The organism is Actinomadura scrupuli, from assembly GCF_050971785.1.
In the GTDB taxonomy this organism is placed as follows: domain Bacteria; phylum Actinomycetota; class Actinomycetes; order Streptosporangiales; family Streptosporangiaceae; genus Actinomadura_E; species Actinomadura_E scrupuli.
Genome location: NZ_JBPCCU010000006.1, coordinates 516,405 through 534,714, shown reverse-complemented (window position 1 = coordinate 534,714; position 18,310 = coordinate 516,405). Strand labels below are relative to the sequence as shown.

The 18,310-nt window shown below is 72.2% G+C and carries 19 protein-coding genes; 8 read left to right on the top strand and 11 right to left on the bottom strand.

Annotated features, from left to right (window positions below; all coding sequences use genetic code 11):
* Positions 1-95 precede the first annotated feature (95 nt).
* The 3 genes from ACRYCC_RS28065 (at position 96) to rnc (ending at position 3,172) form a co-directional block, all read left to right on the top strand.
* Entirely contained in the window at positions 96-1,577 is a 1,482-nt protein-coding gene (locus tag ACRYCC_RS28065) for a DHA2 family efflux MFS transporter permease subunit (RefSeq protein WP_433816696.1), read from the top strand.
* Between the two features lie 247 nt (positions 1,578-1,824).
* Positions 1,825-2,223, top strand: a complete 399-nt coding sequence (locus ACRYCC_RS28060) for an STAS domain-containing protein (RefSeq protein WP_433816695.1) — start codon at positions 1,825-1,827, stop codon at positions 2,221-2,223.
* A gap of 193 nt (positions 2,224-2,416) precedes the next feature.
* Positions 2,417-3,172 carry a ribonuclease III gene (gene rnc / locus ACRYCC_RS28055; protein WP_433816762.1) on the top strand — a complete coding sequence of 252 codons (756 nt, stop codon included), beginning with the start codon at positions 2,417-2,419 and terminating at the stop codon, positions 3,170-3,172.
* Between the two features lie 72 nt (positions 3,173-3,244).
* Here rnc and ACRYCC_RS28050 read toward each other — a convergent pair whose 3' ends face one another.
* Positions 3,245-3,931 carry a response regulator gene (locus ACRYCC_RS28050; RefSeq protein WP_433816694.1) on the bottom strand — a complete coding sequence of 229 codons (687 nt, stop codon included), beginning with the start codon at positions 3,929-3,931 and terminating at the stop codon, positions 3,245-3,247.
* Positions 3,928-5,130, bottom strand: coding sequence for a sensor histidine kinase (locus ACRYCC_RS28045; protein WP_433816693.1), 1,203 nt, complete (start codon positions 5,128-5,130; stop codon positions 3,928-3,930). Before ACRYCC_RS28045 ends, ACRYCC_RS28050 begins: the two co-directional genes overlap by 4 nt.
* Before the next feature lie 134 nt (positions 5,131-5,264).
* Between ACRYCC_RS28045 and ACRYCC_RS28040 the strand changes: the two genes are divergently transcribed.
* Genes ACRYCC_RS28040 through ACRYCC_RS28030 form a run of 3 tightly spaced genes read left to right on the top strand, consistent with a single transcriptional unit; the run spans position 5,265 to position 8,535 of the window.
* Positions 5,265-6,197, top strand: coding sequence for an ATP-binding cassette domain-containing protein (locus ACRYCC_RS28040; RefSeq protein ID WP_433816692.1), 933 nt, complete (start codon positions 5,265-5,267; stop codon positions 6,195-6,197).
* Complete coding sequence (locus ACRYCC_RS28035; protein WP_433816691.1) at positions 6,194-7,762, top strand: ABC transporter permease subunit; 1,569 nt, start codon at positions 6,194-6,196, stop codon at positions 7,760-7,762. The genes ACRYCC_RS28040 and ACRYCC_RS28035 overlap by 4 nt, the downstream gene beginning before the upstream one ends.
* Positions 7,759-8,535 carry an ABC transporter permease gene (locus ACRYCC_RS28030; protein WP_433816690.1) on the top strand — a complete coding sequence of 259 codons (777 nt, stop codon included), beginning with the start codon at positions 7,759-7,761 and terminating at the stop codon, positions 8,533-8,535. Before ACRYCC_RS28035 ends, ACRYCC_RS28030 begins: the two co-directional genes overlap by 4 nt.
* A gap of 61 nt (positions 8,536-8,596) precedes the next feature.
* Here the strand turns inward: ACRYCC_RS28030 and ACRYCC_RS28025 are convergent, their stop codons facing one another.
* The 8 genes from ACRYCC_RS28025 to ACRYCC_RS27990 form a co-directional block, all read right to left on the bottom strand.
* On the bottom strand, positions 8,597-9,217 hold the full coding sequence (locus ACRYCC_RS28025) for an L-threonylcarbamoyladenylate synthase (protein WP_433816689.1): 621 nt from the start codon (positions 9,215-9,217) through the stop codon (positions 8,597-8,599).
* A gap of 127 nt (positions 9,218-9,344) precedes the next feature.
* Positions 9,345-10,553, bottom strand: coding sequence for an ROK family protein (locus ACRYCC_RS28020; protein WP_433816688.1), 1,209 nt, complete (start codon positions 10,551-10,553; stop codon positions 9,345-9,347).
* Complete coding sequence (locus tag ACRYCC_RS28015; RefSeq protein ID WP_433816687.1) at positions 10,553-11,230, bottom strand: TetR/AcrR family transcriptional regulator; 678 nt, start codon at positions 11,228-11,230, stop codon at positions 10,553-10,555. The genes ACRYCC_RS28020 and ACRYCC_RS28015 overlap by 1 nt, the downstream gene beginning before the upstream one ends.
* A 119-nt stretch (positions 11,231-11,349) precedes the next feature.
* Positions 11,350-12,699 (bottom strand): HAMP domain-containing sensor histidine kinase, encoded by a 1,350-nt coding sequence (locus tag ACRYCC_RS28010; protein WP_433816686.1) that lies wholly within the window; start codon positions 12,697-12,699, stop codon positions 11,350-11,352.
* A gap of 165 nt (positions 12,700-12,864) precedes the next feature.
* Entirely contained in the window at positions 12,865-13,281 is a 417-nt protein-coding gene (locus ACRYCC_RS28005; RefSeq protein ID WP_433816685.1) for an acyl-CoA thioesterase, read from the bottom strand.
* Positions 13,282-13,318: 37 nt separating this feature from the next.
* The gene (locus ACRYCC_RS28000) at positions 13,319-13,861 is read right to left on the bottom strand and encodes a dihydrofolate reductase family protein (protein ID WP_433816684.1); all 543 of its coding nucleotides are present in this window, start codon (positions 13,859-13,861) and stop codon (positions 13,319-13,321) included.
* Positions 13,862-13,924: 63 nt separating this feature from the next.
* The gene (locus ACRYCC_RS27995) at positions 13,925-14,998 is read right to left on the bottom strand and encodes a sigma-70 family RNA polymerase sigma factor (RefSeq protein ID WP_433816683.1); all 1,074 of its coding nucleotides are present in this window, start codon (positions 14,996-14,998) and stop codon (positions 13,925-13,927) included.
* Positions 14,999-15,048: 50 nt separating this feature from the next.
* Complete coding sequence (locus ACRYCC_RS27990; protein ID WP_433816682.1) at positions 15,049-15,753, bottom strand: alpha/beta fold hydrolase; 705 nt, start codon at positions 15,751-15,753, stop codon at positions 15,049-15,051.
* 56 nt (positions 15,754-15,809) lie between these two features.
* On the opposite strand from ACRYCC_RS27990, the gene ACRYCC_RS27985 reads away from it, so the two are divergent.
* Positions 15,810-16,295, top strand: a complete 486-nt coding sequence (locus tag ACRYCC_RS27985; protein ID WP_433816681.1) for a P-loop NTPase family protein — start codon at positions 15,810-15,812, stop codon at positions 16,293-16,295.
* 80 nt (positions 16,296-16,375) lie between these two features.
* On the opposite strand, the gene ACRYCC_RS27980 is transcribed toward ACRYCC_RS27985, so the two are convergent.
* Positions 16,376-16,741 carry a hypothetical protein gene (locus tag ACRYCC_RS27980; RefSeq protein WP_433816680.1) on the bottom strand — a complete coding sequence of 122 codons (366 nt, stop codon included), beginning with the start codon at positions 16,739-16,741 and terminating at the stop codon, positions 16,376-16,378.
* 161 nt (positions 16,742-16,902) lie between these two features.
* Here ACRYCC_RS27980 and ACRYCC_RS27975 point away from each other — a divergent pair, with 161 nt between their 5' ends.
* A complete protein-coding gene (locus ACRYCC_RS27975; RefSeq protein WP_433816679.1) occupies positions 16,903-18,297 on the top strand; it encodes a hypothetical protein in 1,395 nt (464 codons plus the stop codon).
* Positions 18,298-18,310: the final 13 nt, after the last annotated feature.

The window sequence follows — 18,310 nt, the reverse complement described above, 5'->3', positions numbered from 1 at the left end:
TCTTCAGTCATTGATAGGTTGATCAATCAAGAACGGAGGCCATGAAGATGGCCGGCGCACCCCCCGCTCCTCCGAGCACCGCACCCGTCCGAACCATGTCCGCTCCCGCCCCGGTACCCGGCGACCCCCGCCGCTGGTACACGCTGGCGGTGCTGTCGCTGTCCCTGCTGGTGATCGTGATCGACACCACGATCGTCAACGTCGCCATCCCCACCTTCGCCGCGTCCCTGCACGCCGGGGCGACCGAGCTGGCGTGGATCGTCGACGCCTACACCCTTGTCTTCGCCGCGCTGCTGCTGCCCGCCGGCAGCCTGGGCGACCGGTACGGCCGGCACCTGGCGCTGACCGCCGGCATGGCCGTCTTCGGCGTGGGCTCGCTCGGTGCCGCGTTGTCCGCAACCGCCACCCAGCTCATCGTCATGCGCGCCGTCATGGGCATCGGTGCCGCGTTCATCATGCCCGCGACCATGGCCATCCTGATGCAGGTGTTCACCGACCCGGCCGAGCGCGCCAAGGCGATAGGCATCTGGTCGGCGGTCAGCGGCATCGGGGTGGCGATCGGCCCGACCGCCGGGGGCTGGCTGCTGGCGCACTACTCGTGGAGCGCGATCTTCGCGGTCAACGTCCCGTTCGTCGCCCTCGCACTGGTCGCCGGGTGGTTCCTGGTCCCCGCCTCCAAGGCCCCGTACCGGCCGCGGCTGGACCCGGCCGGCACCCTGCTGGCGGCCGCGGGCTTCGGCGCCCTGACCTACACCGTCATCCAGGCCGGTGAGGGCGGCTGGACCTCCTCGGGCACCCTGATCCGTACCGCGGTCAGCGCGGCACTGCTGGGCGCCTTCGCCTACTCGCAGGTCCGCAGCGACCACCCGATGCTGGACCTGTCGCTGTTCCGCAGTGCCCGCTTCACCGCGGGCTCGGCCGCCATCATGGTGCTGTTCTTCGGGCTGAGCGGCGCGACCTTCGTCCTCACCCAGATCTACCAGTTCGTGCTCGGCTACTCGCCACTGGCGGCCGGAGTGCGGTCACTTCCGTCCGCGATCGCCCTGGCCGTCGCCGCTCCGGTCGGCACCAGGCTGGCCGCCCGGTTCGGGATCAGGGCCACGGTGACCGCCGGTCTGCTGACCGCCACGGCCGGGCTGGCGGCCTTCACCACCGCCGACGGCGGCTCCGGCTACCCGCACTACCTGATCGCGGCAACGGTCCTGTGCACGGGGATCGGGCTGACCATGGCTCCCGCCACACAGTCGATCATGTCCTCGCTGCCGCCCGCCAAGACCGGCGTCGGCTCGGCGGTCAACAACACCACCCGCAACCTCGGCACCGTGCTGGGCGTGGCGGTCGTCGGCAGCATCGCCGCCACCTCCTACACCGACAGCATGGGCCACCTGCCCGGCGCGCAGTCCGTGGGGGCCGCGTCCGCGATCGCCCGGCACCTTCCGCCGGAAGCGGCACACTCCCTGCACACCAGCCTCGCCGGCGCCTTCGTCCACGGCGCCGGGCTCGGCATCCTGGCCACCGCGGCGGTCGTCCTGGCCACCGCCGTCCTCACCGTCCGCGCCCTCCCGGCCCGCCTCTGAGCACCTCACCCGATCCCCCGGAGTCCCGGCGCAACTCCGCCGCGGTCGCCGGGGGATCGAGCCGTTCCGGGAGTGCGCGACGCCAGCGCGTACGTGGCCCCCACCCGCCCGGCCGGTCGAGGCGCCGTTCCCAGGCGGTGCGCCGCCTGCCGATCCGTTCCCCGGCCATGCAACCTGTCCTGAATTGCGGCCGAATACCAGTACATAGCGCTTGTGAACACCGCTATCGATAGCTGGGGAGAAGGGGATGGAGCCACTGAAGCTGTCCAGCCGGCGCCTGCTGGCAGGGGTCGTGGTCGTCGTCGTGGCCGGGGATCTGGACGTCACGGTCGCCGGCCAGGTGGAGGAGTTCGTGCGGCAGGCCCGCCGGCACCCGGGCGACCACCTGGTGTTCGATCTGGAGGAGCTGGCGTCCCTGGACGGCGCCGGTCTCCAGGTGCTGCTCGATGCCCGCGCCCACGCCGAACGGCACGGCGCCGGGGTGCACCTGGCCGCCGCGCGGCCCGGGACCGCCCTCCTCCTGGCCGGTTCCCGCCTCAGGTTGCACGAGACCGTGGAGAGCGCGTTGCACGCGGCGCTGATCGGATCCCTGGCCGCGAGCCGGCCGGGCCTCGGCGGCGAGGACGGCATCCCCGCGACTGCTTGATCACGCTCGGGCTCCGCGCACCGGGAGCTCCGCCCAGGTCGAGACCAGGGGCTTTCGCCTCGGTTGCGTTCCATGTGAGCGTCTGTACGGTCTCACTCAGGTGTCTCAGGGACACCTGAAGTACTACAAACCAAGGAGAAACATGACAGTCATTGACCCTGGGTCGCAGCAAGATCCGACTCGCGGCTCCGACATGACGGACGGTTCGGCGCCGGATTGGGCCGAGCTGCAAGAGTCGCTCGGTGTCACGTTCAGCGACACGCAGTTGCTCGAACTCGCTTTGACGCACCGCTCGTACGCATACGAGCGCGGCGGCCAGAACAACGAGCGGCTGGAATTCATCGGCGACTCGGTGCTGGACTTTGTCATCGCCAGTACGCTCTTCGACCGTTACCCTGCGGTGCCGGAGGGTGTGCTGGCGAAGTTGCGCGCTGCGGTGGTCAACCAGCGGGCAGTGGCCGAGGTGGCTCGCTCCTGCAATGTGGGAGCGTACATCCGGCTCGGCACCGGCGAAGAGAGCAGCGGCGGGCGCGACAAGAAGTCCATCCTGGGCGACACCATGGAGGCTCTGATCGGTGCGGTCTACCTGGACCGCGGCGACGAGGAGGTTTTCGCCATGGTGCTTCGGCTGTTCGGCGGGCTCATCGACCGGGCGGTCGCCCGGGGCGTGCCTGCCCTGGACTGGAAGGCCTCACTGGGGGCCCTCGCCTCCGCCCTGGGACTGGGCAAGCCCGAGTACGTCTGCACCGGGAGCGGCCCGGAACACAACCGGACCTACCGGGCCACGGTCACGGTCGGTGGGAAGCCGTACGGTCCCGGCAATGGCCGCTCCACGCTGAAGGCGGCCGAGACGGACATCGCCGAGGCCGTCTACACGATCCTCCAACACCAGGCCGCGCACTCCCCCGGCAACGGCGAGGCCGGTCAGGGACCTGGAGGATCCCACTAGCCTCCTCGTGAGGCACCGCACATCCACCTGAAGCGGCCCCTCCTCCTCTGGGGGGGCCGCTTCTTCTTCGTCTCAGCTCGGCCGGGAGCGGGGCACTACCAGTCCTGTTTCGTACGCGGTGACGACCGCCTGCGTCCGGTCGCGCAGCCCGAGCTTGTTCAGCACGCGGCTCACGTGCGTCTTCACGGTCTCCTCGGTGACCGTCAACCGGCGTGCTATCTCCGGATTGGACAGGCCCTCGGCGACCAGCCGCAGGACCTGCGTCTCGCGAGGGGTGAGCGCGGTGAGGGCGGCCGTGGAGGGCGCCTCGGGCGCACGGTGCAGCAGGGCGAACTCGCTGATGAGACGGCGGGTGACCGCGGGGGCCAGCAGCGCTTCGCCTACGGCGATCACTCGGACCGCGTCGAAGAGCCGCTCGGCGGTGACGTCCTTGAGCAGGAACCCGCTGGCTCCGGCGCGCAGCGCGTCGTAGACGTACTCGTCCAGGTCGAAGGTCGTCAGGATGAGGACGCGCGGCCCGGCGGTGGAGCCGGCGAGCTCCCTGGTGGCCTCGATGCCGCCCATGCCCGGCATGCGGACGTCCATCAGGACGACGTCGGGCGACAGCTCACGGCAGATACGTACCGCCTCGGCCCCGTCCGAGGCCGTACCGACGACCGTGAAGTCCGGCTGGGTGTCGAGCAGTTCGGTGAATCCGGTCCGGACCACCAGGTGATCGTCGGCGACGACGATACGTACGGCCGGGGGTTGCTCGCTCATCCGGCCGTCTCGTCCCTTCCGGGCAGGCTGGCCTCGACCAGGAAGCCGCCACCGGTGGCGGGACCGGCGCGCAGCTCGCCACCGACGGCCGCCGCGCGCTCCCGCATGCCGGACAGCCCGTGACCGCCGGCCGGCGCCGCCATGGACGGGCCGGGCCCGTTGTCTCGGATGAGCAGCCGCAGGGCGTCGCCGGTGTAGTGCAGCTCCACGTCGACCGCGGCGCCCGGCGCGTGCCGCCGGGCATTGGTGAGGGCCTCCTGGACGATGCGGTAGCCCGCCAGCTCGACACCGGGGTCGAGCTCGACCGGCGATCCGCGGAGGATGAGGCGAGTGCCCGTCGCGGACGCCTCCCGTGACTCGTCGAGCAGCTCGTTGAGCTCCCGCAGGCGCAGGCCCGGCTGGGGCCGCCGGTCCGCCGCGTCCCCCTTCGCGTCCTCGCGCAGCACGCCGAGCAGCCGCCGCATCTCGGTCAGGGCCGCCCGGGCGGTGTCGCCTATGGCGGACAGCCGTTCCGCACCGGCGGCCGGCATCCCCGGGACGACCAGCCGGGCCGTCTCCGCCTGCACGGCGACCATGGAGATGTGGTGGGCGACGACATCGTGCAGCTCGCGGGCGATGCGAGCGCGTTCGCCGCGCGCCGTGTGCTCCAGCAGGGTGCCCGCGATGGCCTGCTGGGCGGCGGTGTTCGCCAGGACGTCGCCGCGCGCCCGCTGCGCGATCCCGGCCAGGGCCGCCGCCGGGGCCAGGGAGGCGAGCAGCAACGTGGGAAGCCATGGCTCGCCGCCCGCCAGCGCCAGGATCGGGAACGGCACGGCGAGGAGTACGGCCAGTGCCGGCGACCCCCCGCGGCCGAGCCGGTATCCGGCGATCAGCTGCGCACCGACGCCCGCCACGGTCAGCGTCTGGAAGGCGGCGAGCGACAGCACGCTCGTCGCGGACACGACCACGGCGGCCGCGGCCGGCTGCGTCCACAGCAGCGCCAGGGGCAGCGTGGTGGCCAGGCCGAGCAGCCCGAACACCATGAAGTACAGCGGCCTGCCGCCCGCCCCGGCCAGCGGCGTACGCCCGGCATGCGCGAACGACTCGGCCGTCGCGAGCAGCGCGAGCGACACCCCGGCCACGACGGGCGCGTACGGGGCCGCGGCGATCCGCCGTCCCCTGCCGGCCCATCCGCCGCGCCGGTCGTACGCTCGGTCCACGAAGGTCATTGTCCCGGCTGCCAGGCGTTCCGGCATCCCTCGCGTGAGGGATGCGCCGTCCCTGGTGCCAGCGACGACGAAGATGGCTCCGCGGCGTGACGATCGCCTTCCCGCCGCTGCCTAGTCTCCCTGGCATGGAAGCAACCATCGAAGTCACCGGATTGCGCAAGCGGTTCGGCCAGGTCATGGCGCTGGACGGGATGTCCTTCACGGTGTCGCCGGGGCAGGTGACCGGTTTCGTCGGCCCCAACGGCGCGGGCAAGTCGACCACGATGCGGGTGATCGTCGGCCTGGACACGCCCGACGAGGGCCGTGCGTCGATCGGCGGGCGGTCGTACCGGAGCCTGCGGCACCCGCTGAACCACGTCGGGGCGCTGCTCGACGCCGCCGCGCTGCAGCCGAGCCGTACCGCCCGCAACCATCTGCTGTGGCTGGCCCACTCCCAGGGCCTGCCCGCCACGCGGGTCGACGAGGTCATCGAGCAGGTCGGGCTGCGGTCGGCGGCCCGGCGGAAGGCGGGCGGTTACTCGCTGGGCATGCGGCAGCGGCTCGGCGTCGCCGCGGCGCTGCTCGGCGACCCTCCGGTGCTCATGCTCGACGAGCCGTTCAACGGGCTGGATCCCGAGGGCATCGTGTGGATACGCGGCTTCCTGCGGTCGCTGGCCGCCGAGGGCCGCGCCGTGCTGGTGTCCAGTCACCTCATGAGCGAGATCCAGGACACCGCCGGCCATCTCGTGGTGGTGGGCCGCGGCCGGGTCGTCGCGGACACCAGCGTGGCCGACCTGATCGCGACGGCGTCCCGCGGCCGGGTCACGCTGCGCACCACGGCGCGGCCGGAGGCGATGGAGACGCTGGCGCACGCCGGCGCGACCGTGGCCGTCACCGACCGCGACACGCTCACCGTCTCCGGGCTGGCGGCCGAGCGCATCGTGACGCTCCTCAACGCGAACGCGGTGCCGTTCTCCGAGGTGGCCGCCCACCGCGCAAGCCTCGAGGAGGCCTATCTGGACCTCACCCGGGAAGCGGTGGAGTTCCGCGCCGCCGAGACAGAGGAGGCGGCACGATGACCACTCTCGCCCCGTACCGCTCGGACCGGCAAGCCGGGCGCGACGGCATGGCACAGCTGCTGCGCGCGGAGTGGACCAAGCTCCGGACCGTACGCGGCTGGATGATCGCCTTGGTGGTCGCGGCGCTGCTCACGGTGCTGCTCGGGCTGCTCTTCGCGACGGGCAGCCGCTCCTCGTGCAGCAACGGCCCGGTCGAGGTCGCCTGTCCGGCCGTCCCGGTGGGACCGGGCGGCGAGGCCGTGGACGACAAGTTCTTCTTCGTGCACCGGCCGCTGGCCGGCGACGGCGCCATCACCGTCCGGCTGACCTCGATGACCGGTGTCATCACCTACCCCCCGCCCGACCACGACAAGATCATCCCCGGAATGGTCCCGTGGGCCAAGGCCGGGATCATCGTCAAGGACGGCACCCGGCAGGGATCGACGTACGCGGCCATGATGCTCACCGGCGCCCACGGGGTCCGGATGCAGCACGACTTCACCCATGACACCGCCGGCCGGCCGGGCGGCGTCTCCGCCACATCCCCGCGCTGGCTCCGGCTGACCCGCTCCGGTGACACGCTCACCGGCTACGAGTCGGCCGACGGCACGCACTGGTCCAAGGTCGGCACGGCTCAGCTGGCCGGGCTGCCCGCCACGGTGCAGATCGGGCTCTTCGTCGCCTCCCCGGGCGACCTGACAGTGAAGGCGAACTCTCTCGGCGGGGTCATCGAGCAGATGCGCCTGGCCACGGTCACCGCCGTCTTCGACCAGGTCAGCCTGCAGGGCACGGCGCCCGGCGGCGCGTGGACCCGCGACGACATCGGAGCCGCCGCCGGCGACGGCCCCGGCGGAATCCACCATCCGGGCGGGGTCAAGGAGTCCGGCGGGACGTACACCGTGACCGGGCACGGCGACATCGCGCCGAGCTCGGACGGCACCACCCTCGAGGCGACCCTGACCGGCGCGATGATCAGCCTGATCGTGGTGATCGTCGTGGCGGTGATGTTCATCACCGCCGAGTACCGGCGGGGACTGATCCGCACCACCCTGCTGGCCAGCCCGCGGCGCGGCCGGGCGCTCGCGGCGAAGGCCATCGTGATCGGCGTGGCCGCCTTCGTCGCCGGGCTGGCCGCCGTCCTCGTCACCGTCCCGCTCGGGACGCATATCCTGGGCGCCAACGGCAACCACGTCCTCCCGGTGTCCTCGCTGACCGAGGCGCGGGTCTTCGCCGGCGCCGCGGCGCTGTTCGCCGTCACCGCCGTCTTCGCCCTCGCCCTCGGCGCGCTGTTCCGGCGCAGCGTCGTGGCGGTCATCACCGCCATCACACTGATCGTCCTGCCCTACATCCTGGCGACCGCCTCCGTCCTGCCCGAGGGCCTGTCGGAGTGGCTGCTACGGCTCACCCCGGCCGCAGGCTTCGCCGTCCTGCAGAGCATCCCGGAGTATCCCCAGGTGATCGGCCACTACGCACCCTCGGCGGGCTACTACCCGCTGGCGCCGTGGGCGGGTTTCGCGGTGTTCTGCGGCTACGCCGCGCTCGCCCTCGGCCTGGCCGCCCGGCGGTTGCACCGGAGGGACGCATGAGGCGGGAACTGCGCGCGGAGTGGACGAAACTGCGCACCGTGGCGGGCCCCGGCGGGCTGCTGCTCGCGACCGTCGCCCTGACCGTCGCCGTGAGCGCCGGGGCGTCCGCGGCCGTGACCTGCCCATCGGCGGGCTGCGACCAGGACGCCGCCAGGATCAGCCTCCTCGGGATCCAGGTGGGACAGGCGGTCGTCGCCATGCTGGCCGTACTGGCGATCAGCGGCGAGTACGGCACCGGCATGATCCGCACCACCCTCACGGCGATGCCGCGCCGGACCACCTTCCTGGCCGCCAAGGCGGCCCTCATCACCGGCCTGACGCTGGCCGCGGGGACCGTCGCCGTGCTCGCCTCCGTGCTGGCCGGACGGCTCATCCTGCCCGGCAACGGTTTCACCGCCGCGCACGGCTACCCGCCGCTGTCCCTGACCGACGGCCCGACGTTGCGGGCGGCCGCCGGCTCGGTCCTCTACCTCGCACTGATCGCCCTGCTCAGCCTCGGCATCGCCACCGCCCTACGGGACTCCGCGGCGGCCATCGGGGGCGTGCTCGGCCTGCTGTACCTCTTCCCGGTCGTCATCTTCATGGTCCCCGACCTGGACTGGAAGCGGCACCTCTGGCAGATCTCGCCGATGAACGCGGGGCTCGCCATCCAGGCCACCGTCGATCTCCCTCACCTGCCCCTCAGCCCATGGGCGGGCCTCGGTGTGCTCGCCGCCTGGGCCGCCGCGGCGCTCCTGGGCGGAGGGCTCCTGCTGCGGCTGCGCGACGCGTGAGCCGCCCGCGGGTCCTCGACCTACCGGCCACAGAACACCCGCGGCGTCCTCGCCGGGTCGTCTACTCGAACAGGGAGGGGTCTCCGGCCCCTCGGCGGAGGATCTCGGGTTCGGCCTGCGAGAAGTCGATGACCGTCGTCGGGACCGCCCCGCATTCGCCGGAGTCGATCACGGCGTCCACCACGTGGTCGAGCGTTTCCTTGATCTCCCAGCCCTGGGTCATGGGCTCGGTCTCATCGGGCAGCAGCAGGGTGCTCGACAGCAGCGGCTCGCCGAGCTCGGTCAGCAGCGCCTGGGTCACGACGTGGTCGGGGATGCGCACGCCGACGGTCTTCTTCCTCGGATGCAGCAGCCGGCGCGGCACCTCCTTCGTCGCCGGCAGGATGAAGGTGTAGCTGCCGGGCGTCGCCGCCTTGATCGAGCGGAACAGCGCGTTGCTGACCTGGACGAACTGGCCGAGCTGCGCAAAGTCCTTGCACATCAGGGTGAAGTGGTGGCCGGTGTCGAGACGGCGGATCTCCCTGATCCGGTCGAGGCCCTCCTTGTTGCCCAGCCGGCACCCGAGTGCGAAGCACGAGTCCGTCGGGTAGGCGATCAGCCCGTCCGCGCGGAGGAGGTCGACCACCTGACGGAGCGCCCGGGGTTGCGGGTTGTCCGGATGCACGTCGAAGTACTTAGCCATGCAGGGGAGCTTAGAAGCACCTGCCCGCGACTCGAACGATTCCCGGTGGTCACCGGTCGGACCTGTCCCGGATCGCACGGCGGCCGCCCGCCGGGAAGGGTGCGCGGAATGCAAAGAGAAAGGTGGATCATGATGTCGTGCGGGCGAGGGTGTCCAGGGGGCTGGCCAGTACGTCGGAGAAGGCGAGCTCGGCCGCGCCGATCAGGGTGGCGTCGTCCCCGAGAGCCGAGGTACTGAGCCGTACCCGCTCGCGGGAGATCACCAGGACGTTGGCCGCGATCCGGTCGCGGACCTGGGCGGCCGAGCCCGGGTAGACCTCACGCAGCATCCCGCCGAAGATCACCAGGCCGGGGTTGAAGAGATTGATCAGGTTCGCCACCCCGATGCCGAGCCAGTCGCCGATCCGGCGCAGGGCGTCCTGGGCCATGAGGTCGCCGCGACCGGCGGCGTGCACCACGTCCCGCACGGCGTCGCGGCCGACCAGGTCGGGGGACCGGCCGGCTGCGTCCAGCAGGGCCCGCTCGCCGACCTCCGCCTCGAGGCAGCCGCGCGAGCCACACCCGCAGGGCCGGCCGTCATAGGGGTTCACCAGCATGTGCCCGAGCTCGCAGCCGTACCCGCCGTCGCCGTCCAGCAGTTTGCCGCCGACGATGATGCCGCCGCCCACGCCGACGTCCCCGTGCAGGTAGATGAGGTTCTGGAAGCCGATGCCCGCCCCGCGCTGGTGCTCGGCCAGCGCGCCCAGGTGGGCCTCGTTGCCCACCGACACCGGCAGCCCGAGCCCGAGCCTGACGCCGAGTTCGGTACCGAAGGCCTGGTCCACCCAGCCCATGTCCGGCCCGAACCGCACCATCCCGTCACCGGGCCGGATCATGCCGCAGTAGGCGGCGCCGGCTCCGACGCACACCGAGTCCGGGGGCGCGTCGCGGTGCAACCGGCGGGCGAACCCGGCGAGCACCCCGACCACGTCGTCGAGGTCGGCCCCGGCGCGCGCCCGGACCGCCTCCCTGCGGTCCAGGACCGTGCCGCCCAGCCCGACCCGGGCGGCGACCAGCCGGTCCACGGCGACGTCGAAGGCGAGTACGTACACCCGCTCCGACTCCGGCCGGACCACCAGCGACGGACGGCCCGCCTTGCCGGAGCCCTTCGGGAGCTCCTCGCGGACCAGGCCCGCCGCGGTGAGCTCGTCGGTCAGCGCCTTGATCGTGCTGCGGTTGAGGCCCATCCGGCCGGCCAGCACCGCGCGGGACATCGGGCCGCCCAGGTGCACGTGCCGGAGCAGGGCGCCGAGATTGTGCTGGCGGATCTCCTCCTGGGCGCGGCCGGCCTTCAGCATCACGGGGTCCTGCCGGCTCGGAGGGCGTCGTCGTCGTACGCCGCGACGGCGAAGGTCCGGATGTGATCGATCACGGCAGTGATCGCGGCGTACAGCGGCTCGGTGCTCCGTCGTACCTGGGTCAGCAGCAGTCCGCCCTGCACGGCCGCCAGCATCGCGGTGGCCAGGCGCGCGGGGTCGGCGTCGGCGGACAGCTCACCGCGTCGCTGCATGGCGCGCAGCCCGGTGCGGATCGGGGTCTCCCACCGGTCGAAGGCCGCGACGAGATCCGCCCGCGCGACCGCGTCGGTCTCGACGAGCTCGCCGGCCAGCGACCCGATCTCGCAGCCGCCCCGGCAGTCCCGCGCCCGCTGCACGGCGATGACGCCGTCGCGCCACAGCTCCAGTGCCTCGAAGCTGTCGAGGCGGTCGAGGACGGGGCGCTGGTGCTCCAGCGCCACCTCGATCTGGTGGGCGATCACGGCGCGGACCAGGCCGTGCTTGTCGCCGAAGTAGTGGTAGACCTGAGACGCGCTGACACCCGCCGCCTCCAGGACATCCGGGATGCTGGTGCCCGCGACGCCCCGCAGGAACATCAGCTCGGCGGCGGCCCGGACGATCCGGTCGCGGGTGGACCGGCCGCGCGCGGTGACCTCGCGCCCCGCCGTGGAGCCCGGTGCCGATGCGGCCTGCGTCATGCCCGCAGCCTACAACAACTGGAATTTCCATTCCAATGTTGCCGAGTTGCGACTGGAAAGATGATTCCGGGATGCGGGCGGCAGTGACGGCGGCCGGTCTCCGCCTCCCTACGGTCCGGTCACACCGCGTCCTCGCGTCCCAGCGGCAGCCGGAGGACGAACCGGGCGCCTCGTGGCGAGTCCTCGATGCCCAGGGTTCCGTTGTGGGCGTTCGCGATGTCGCGGGAGATGGCCAGGCCGAGCCCGCTGCCGCCGGCGTCGCGCAGGCGCCCGTCGTCCAGCCGGGTGAAGCGCTCGAAGACGCGCTCACGGTCGGCCGGTTCGATGCCGACGCCGTCGTCGACCACGGTCACGGTGGCCTGGCCGTCCGCGGATTCGACGAAGATCTCAACGCCGGTCTCGGCGTGCCGCTCGGCGTTGCTCAGCAGGTTGCTCAGCACCCGGATGAGCTGGATCCGGGACCCGCGGACCCGCACGTCGGAGGCCGAGTGCACGTGCACCGGCGGACCGCGGAACTGGGCCGCCTCCTCCCGCACCAGCGTGCCGAGGTCGATCAGCTCGCGCGGCGCCGGATCGGCGGCGCGCAGCCGGGCCAGCAGCAACAGGTCGTCGACGATCGCCCCTAGCCGGCCGGTGGCCGCCAGGGCGCTCCGGATGGCTTCGCGCGGATCGACCTCGTCCGGGTAGCGCAGCGCCTCCTCCAGATGCAGGTTCAGGCTCGTGATCGGTGTCCTGAGCTCATGGGAGGCGGTGGAGGCGAACTGGCGCTGCTGCTCCACCGCCGCCTCCAGCCGGGCCAGGGTCTGATTGGCGGTCCGGGCCAGTTCCACGATCTCGTCCTCACCCGGCGGCATGGGGACTCGCAGGCTGAGGTCGCTCACCGTGATCTCGGACATCCGGGCGCGGATCGCCGCCACCGGCCGCAGCATCCGGCCCACCACGTACCACGTCAACCCTGCTCCGAGGACCAGGAGGACGAGGGCGCCCCCGGCGGTGAAGCCCTCCAGGCGGTGTCCCCGCAGAAGGGCCGGCTGCGGCACACCGGCATAGAGGATCGGAGAGTCGGGCGCGGGAGTCACCCGGTCCGCCATGAGCATGATGCAGCCCTGCCGCCAGGAGCACCTGGTCTGCTTCTGGAGCCGGTCGTCGGCCGGGGGGCGGAGGGAGCTCATCGGCGGCTTCCCCGATGCCTCCCTGCTGGCGCTCAGGACGCTGCCATGGACGTCCACCACCTGGATGAACCTGGCGCCGGGGGAGTCGGGGATCAGGTGCGGCAGGCCGCCGTACCGCAGCATCGCGGCCCGGGCGCCGGCGACGCGCTGGGCGTTGAAGAAGATGTCGTCCTGGATCTTGTACCGGGTCGCCAGGTCCAGGCTCACTCCCACCGCGATCAGAACGATCAGTAACAGCGCCGTCGCGGTCGTCGTGTAGCGCGCCTGGATCGAGCGCAGGCGGGGCATCAGCGTCATCGGGTCGTCCTTCCTCGATAGGCGCGTACGACCAGGTCTGCTTCGGCAGCGGTCGACCGAGGGTAGCCGACGATCGGTAAAGGACATCTGGCCGACTCAGGGCCGTGACCTGCGTATTCGCCGCGAGGCCCATCGAGGATGGACCCTGCGGCCATTGATCATCTGTTACGCCGGACGCCCCTCGGAGGGTCCGCTCACGGGTAGGAGACGGCGCAGGCTCGGGGGTATCGGCACGGCGGAGCCGTCGGCGACGCACACGTAGCTGGCCTTGCCGATCGCGAGGACCCCCTCGTCGTTCCGGACCGTGAACGAGACCGTCAGCGAGCTGGTGCCCGCGGCGACCGGCCGGGTCTCGATGGACAGCAACTCGTCCAGCCGGGCCGGGCGGCGGTACTCGCACCCGTTGGCGACGATCACCAGGTCGGTGCCGGCCGAGCGGAGCGAGCGGTAGCCACCGGCATGCCGATCGAGCCAGTCCAGGAACGCGTCCTCGAAGTACTCGTAGTACCGGGCGGCGTGCAGCATCCCCTGGGCATCGCAGTGCCGCGGGCGCACCTGCTGCCGCCACACCGACGACGGCACCCCGTTCATGATCGCCCTGAGAAGGCGCTGGACAGGCTCATCGGACGACCCGCATCCAGAGGTTCGTCGCCTGCGGCGCGTGGGTCAGGCCGAGGCGTTCGAGCCTGACGTTGGTCCCGCCCGGGTGGTCGAACAGCCGGACGCCGTCGCCGAGCAGCACCGGCGCGACGCACACGAAGATCTCATCGAGCAGGCCCGCGTCGAGGCACTGCCGGGCGGTGTCGGCGCCGAGGACGTTGACGTACTTGTCACCCGCGGCGGCACTGGCGACGGTGACGGCGGCGCGGAGGTCATCGACGAAGGTGACATCCGGCACCGGTGTCTCCGGGGCGTGGTGGGTCAGCACGATCTGCGGCCCGGCCCACCCCCCGCCGAACGGCTTGCCCTCCTTGGCCGTGTCCCGGTGCGGGTCGTCGCCGCGGAAGGTGCGGGCGCCGACCAGAAGGGCGCCGATCTGGCCGATCAGCTCGTCCACCGCCGGGTTGGGCCCGAGATGCTCGGTCAACCAGGACATGTCGCCGCCTGGGCCGGCGATGAAGCCGTCCAGCGACATGGTGCCCGAGTACAGGAGCTTGCCCATGTGATCTACCTCCATCGAGGTCAAGTGATTGACCCCTGTTGAGACGGCGGATCGCCCGGGAACTCATCGGTGCGCCGGTGGCAACACCGCCGGCAGCGCGAACGCCGGGAACAGATCGAGATCATGGAATGCGGTGATCTCCATGATGCGGCCGTCCTCGATCCACGGCACGGCGATCGCGAAGGGACGGTACGCGGGCTCGCCGGGGGGCCGCACGTAGGCCGCCGCGGCCGGCTGCCGGTTGGCCCGGGTGGGCAGCATCCGGAACGTGCCCACATGGCCCGGCGCGCCGGGGTCCCAGCTCGCCGCCAGCGCCGCCAGCACCGCGTCGCGCCCCTCGAACCACATCGGGTAGGGCGGCATCATCGTCCGGACCTCTTCGGCGAGCAGGTCGGCCACCGCGGCGAGGTCGGCGCGCTCGACGGCGTCCATGTAGCGCCGCAACACCGCCCGCTCGTCCTCGGTGGGCTCACTCGACGGCGCCCATTCCAGGCGGCGTTCGGGCAGGTGCTCCTTCAGCGTGACCCTGGCCCGTTGCAGCGCGCTGTTCACCGAGGCGACGCTGCCCTCCAGCAACGCCGCGGTCTGCCTGGCCGGCCAGCCGAGCACGTCGCGCAGGATCAGCACCGCCCGCTGCCTCGGCGGCAGATGCTGGATCGCGGCCAGGAACGCCAGCTCGATCGTCTCCCTGACGACCACGACGGCGTCCGGCTCGGCCTCGCTCGGCGCGGCCGGCTCCCACAGCCGATCCGGGTAGGGCTGCAGCCACTCGAGGTCGGTACGGGGCGGCAGCGCGCGGCCGGGATCCGACGGCCCCGACACGTGGTGCGGGAGGACCCGGCGTGCCCGTCCGTCGAGAGCGTCCAGGCACGCGTTCGTCGCGATGCGGTACAGCCAGGCCCGGAACGTCGAGCGCCCTTCGAAGCCGCCGAGGTTCTTCCAGGCGCGCAGGAACGTCTCCTGCACCAGGTCCTCCGACTCGTCGAACGAGCCCAGCATGCGGTAGCAGTGCACCCGCAACTCCGCCCGATGACGCTCGACGAGGGCCGCGAACGAGGACTCGTCACCCGCCCGCGCGGCCGCCACGACCGCGTCGTCGTCACCCGCGCCCAACGGCCGCCCTCCGTCCTCGCTCACCGGCCGGCACCTCCGAGCACGCTACGGCAGTCCGGCGCGGGCGCGGAAACTCACCCCGCGGCCGCGGCCTCGGCCAGCAGGATCCGCGCCAGCTCGCGCGGCTGGGAGAACATGGGCCAGTGGCCGGTGTCCATCTCGACCAGCCGCCAGTGCTCGCTGGTCAGCAGCCCGGCCACCTCGTCGTTGGGCTCGTCGCCGTCGAGCAGGCACTTGACGTACGTCGCCGGGAGCTCGCCGAGCGGCCGGGCCAGCACCGCCGGATCGGTCAGCGTGGCACCCGGGTGCGGCGTCGCGCCGTCCACGATCCGTGCGATCTGCTCGCCGGTGAGCCCCTGGCCCTCGTAGTCGGCCGCGGTCAGCGGCGCCCAGCAGCCGTCGTGCTCGGCGATCGAGGCCTCCACCATCGCCCGGCCGTCCGGCCAGCCGGACACGAACGACCCGCCGTCGACCGGCACGTCGGAGTCGACGAAGACCACCCGGGCCAGCCGGTCGCCGATCCGCCCGGCGGCCTGACCGGCCGGGATTCCGGAGTAGCTGTGCCCGACCAGGAGGACCTCCCGCAGATCGTGACGTTCGACCTCGTCGACGATGTCCTGCACGTGGGTCTGCTGCCCGGCCGGCACGCCCTGCTTCTCGGCGAGGCCGGACAGCGTCAGCGGGTGGGTGCCGTGGCCCGCCGCACGCAGCTCCGGCACCACCTCGTCCCACGCCCACGCTCCCAGCCACGCGCCCGCCACCAGTACGAATTCCGCCATGCTGGCAACGTAGCGAAGCCGTACGACGAACCTGCCCCCGGGTCATCATGGGGAGTGTGAGACGGGTGGTGATCCTCGGCCGGGGCGGTGCGGGCAAGACGACCTTCGCCCGCCGGCTGGGCGAGGTGACGCGGCTGCCCGTCATCGAGCTGGACGCGTTGTTCTGGAAGCCCGATCTCACCGCGACGGCTCCGGCCCGGTGGGCGGCTCGCCAACGGGAGCTGGTGCGGCACGAGGCCTGGATCCTCGACGGCGACCTCGGCCCCTACGACGTCCTCGACGTACGGCTCCAGGCCGCCGACACCGTCATCGTGCTGGACTTCTCCCTGCCACGGTGTGCCTGGCGGGCGATCCGGCGTGGCCGCGAGCGCGCCGACTTCTGGCGCTGGGTGTGGGCCTACCGGCGACGCAGTCTCCCCCGCCTGATGCGGGCGATCGGCTCGGACGCCCCGCACGCGGACCTCCACCTGTTGCGCGGTCCCCGCGCGGTCCGGCGATTTCTCGACCGGCTCGCCCAGGACGGCCGGGCCCGCGACGGATAGCCCAGGCCCGGACTGCCGCTCACAGCGCGAGACCTGTCGGTGGGGACCTGCGGCGCGGAGTGCCGGGGGGGCGTACCGGCTCAGAAGTCGCCGTCCTGGTCCCGCGTCTGCCGCCCGTGGTCCGGACCCGGACTGCGGCGCAGCATCTCGTCGAAGTACGCGCGGTCGGCCGGCCTGTCCTTGCGGTTCTGGCTGCGCGTGTCGGAGGGGTCGCGCGGGCGCGGATCCCTGGGCACCCGGGAGTAGTCCTGCCCGGGCACCTGGCGGACCGCGCCGGCGGGAACCGATCCGCCGCGCAGCTTCCAGGCGCCGGCGTCGTCGATCTCGACCCAGCCGAGCCGGGCGGCCCACCCTCCGCCGTCGGCGACGGGCATGCGCTCCCAGCCGAGCAGGTAGGCGAGGCCGTCGATGTGCTCGGCGTGGACGACGGGCGGAACATACGGCACATCCGTGTTCTACCCAGGTCAGAGGCCATCGTCAAACATGCGTTCGATTACCGGTGCTGCAGGCCCCGTCGCTGCAGGCCCTGCCGCTGAACCGACAGCGAAACCGGCAGTCCGCATCCTCTTCACCCGCATGCCACGTTCGGCCTCTACGGTCGGCGATCATGAGCCCCCGCAAGAGTGTCACCCTTCTGGTGCTGGCCGGCGCGCTCGGCACCCTCACGGCCTCCCCCGCCTTCGCCGCGAGCGAACCCCCGAACAAGATCACCATCAAGCGAGGCGGTCCGGCCAGGACCGTCCCCTTCGAGCTCAGCGGCGGTGGCGAGGCGGTGGTCCGCTTCACCGTCTCCGCTCCCGGAGTCTCGTGGGCGCGCCAGGGCGCGGAGTCGGCCGTGGTCTCGGTCGGCGTCGACGGCCGCCACCTCACCGACCTGGTGGTGCCGTCCGCCGAACCGACCACCCGCAGCCTCGCGCTCGGCTCCGTACGGCGCGGCCACCACAAGCTCAGCCTGCTGTTCTCCCGGGAGGGCAGTGCGGCGGGCGCCCGCCGGGTCGTCCTGAGCGGCATGGACATCCGTACGCCTGCGGACCAGGTCGCGCTGCGGCACGCGCCCATCGTGGTGGGCCGCACCCTGCCGTCGCTCGGGGACGCGTACCAGAACGCGCGCACCGACACCCCGCTCATCGGCTGGCACGAGGAGTTGCCCGCCGGCACCCCGGGCCACCGGATCTTCGAGTACTCGGTCATCTGGAGCAACGAGGACGGCGGCACCGACTCGCCGGCGCTCATGGCGCGATGGGGCCGTACGACCGACATCGAGTGGGTCTACCGGGTCGAGGTGGACGCCGCCGGTGACCGGGTCGCCGGTTCCGGGGTCTACCAGGCTCCCGAGCACCAGACCCTGAACTTCTCCGGCCGCTACGAGGGCGACCATCCGCTGCTGCAGACCTGCACGGTGAACAACAACATGTGCGACGCCGTGACCGCCCCGGCGCCGCTGCGCTTCTTCCTGGACATGACCGGGACCCGGCCGCAGGACCGCGCTCGCGAGGTCGTCATGGACCGCAACCGCTGGACCTACCCGATCATGGCCCAGGAGATGATCCGCGAGGGGAAGATCGAGAACCCGTCGGACCCGGTGACCCCCGCCGTGGGCGACCAGCGCACCTACCTGTTCATCGAGGTCAAGAAGGAGACCGGCGCGCCCGCCGGCGCGGGCTCGGCGCCCGGCGTCTCGGTCGGCGTACGGCTGAAGTCCGCCCCCGCCACGCTCTACCGCTCCGACCACTCCATCGCGACGTCGTCGATCGCCCGGGATCTGCCGGCGGCGACCACGGTCGAACTGCCCGAGGGCACGACGGCCGCCGACATCTCGAGCATCGAGGCGATCCGGCAGCCGATGGGCGCCGGGGACAACGGCGCTCCGGTGACGGTCACCTCCATCAACCGGGCCTTCTTCCTGGACCGGGCCTACTACCCCCAGCCGTCCGCCCTGACCTGGACCGGCTCGGCCGGCCTGACCCCGGCGCAGCCCAGCGCCGTCCTCTGGCACCCGTAGGCCGTCGTGGCGA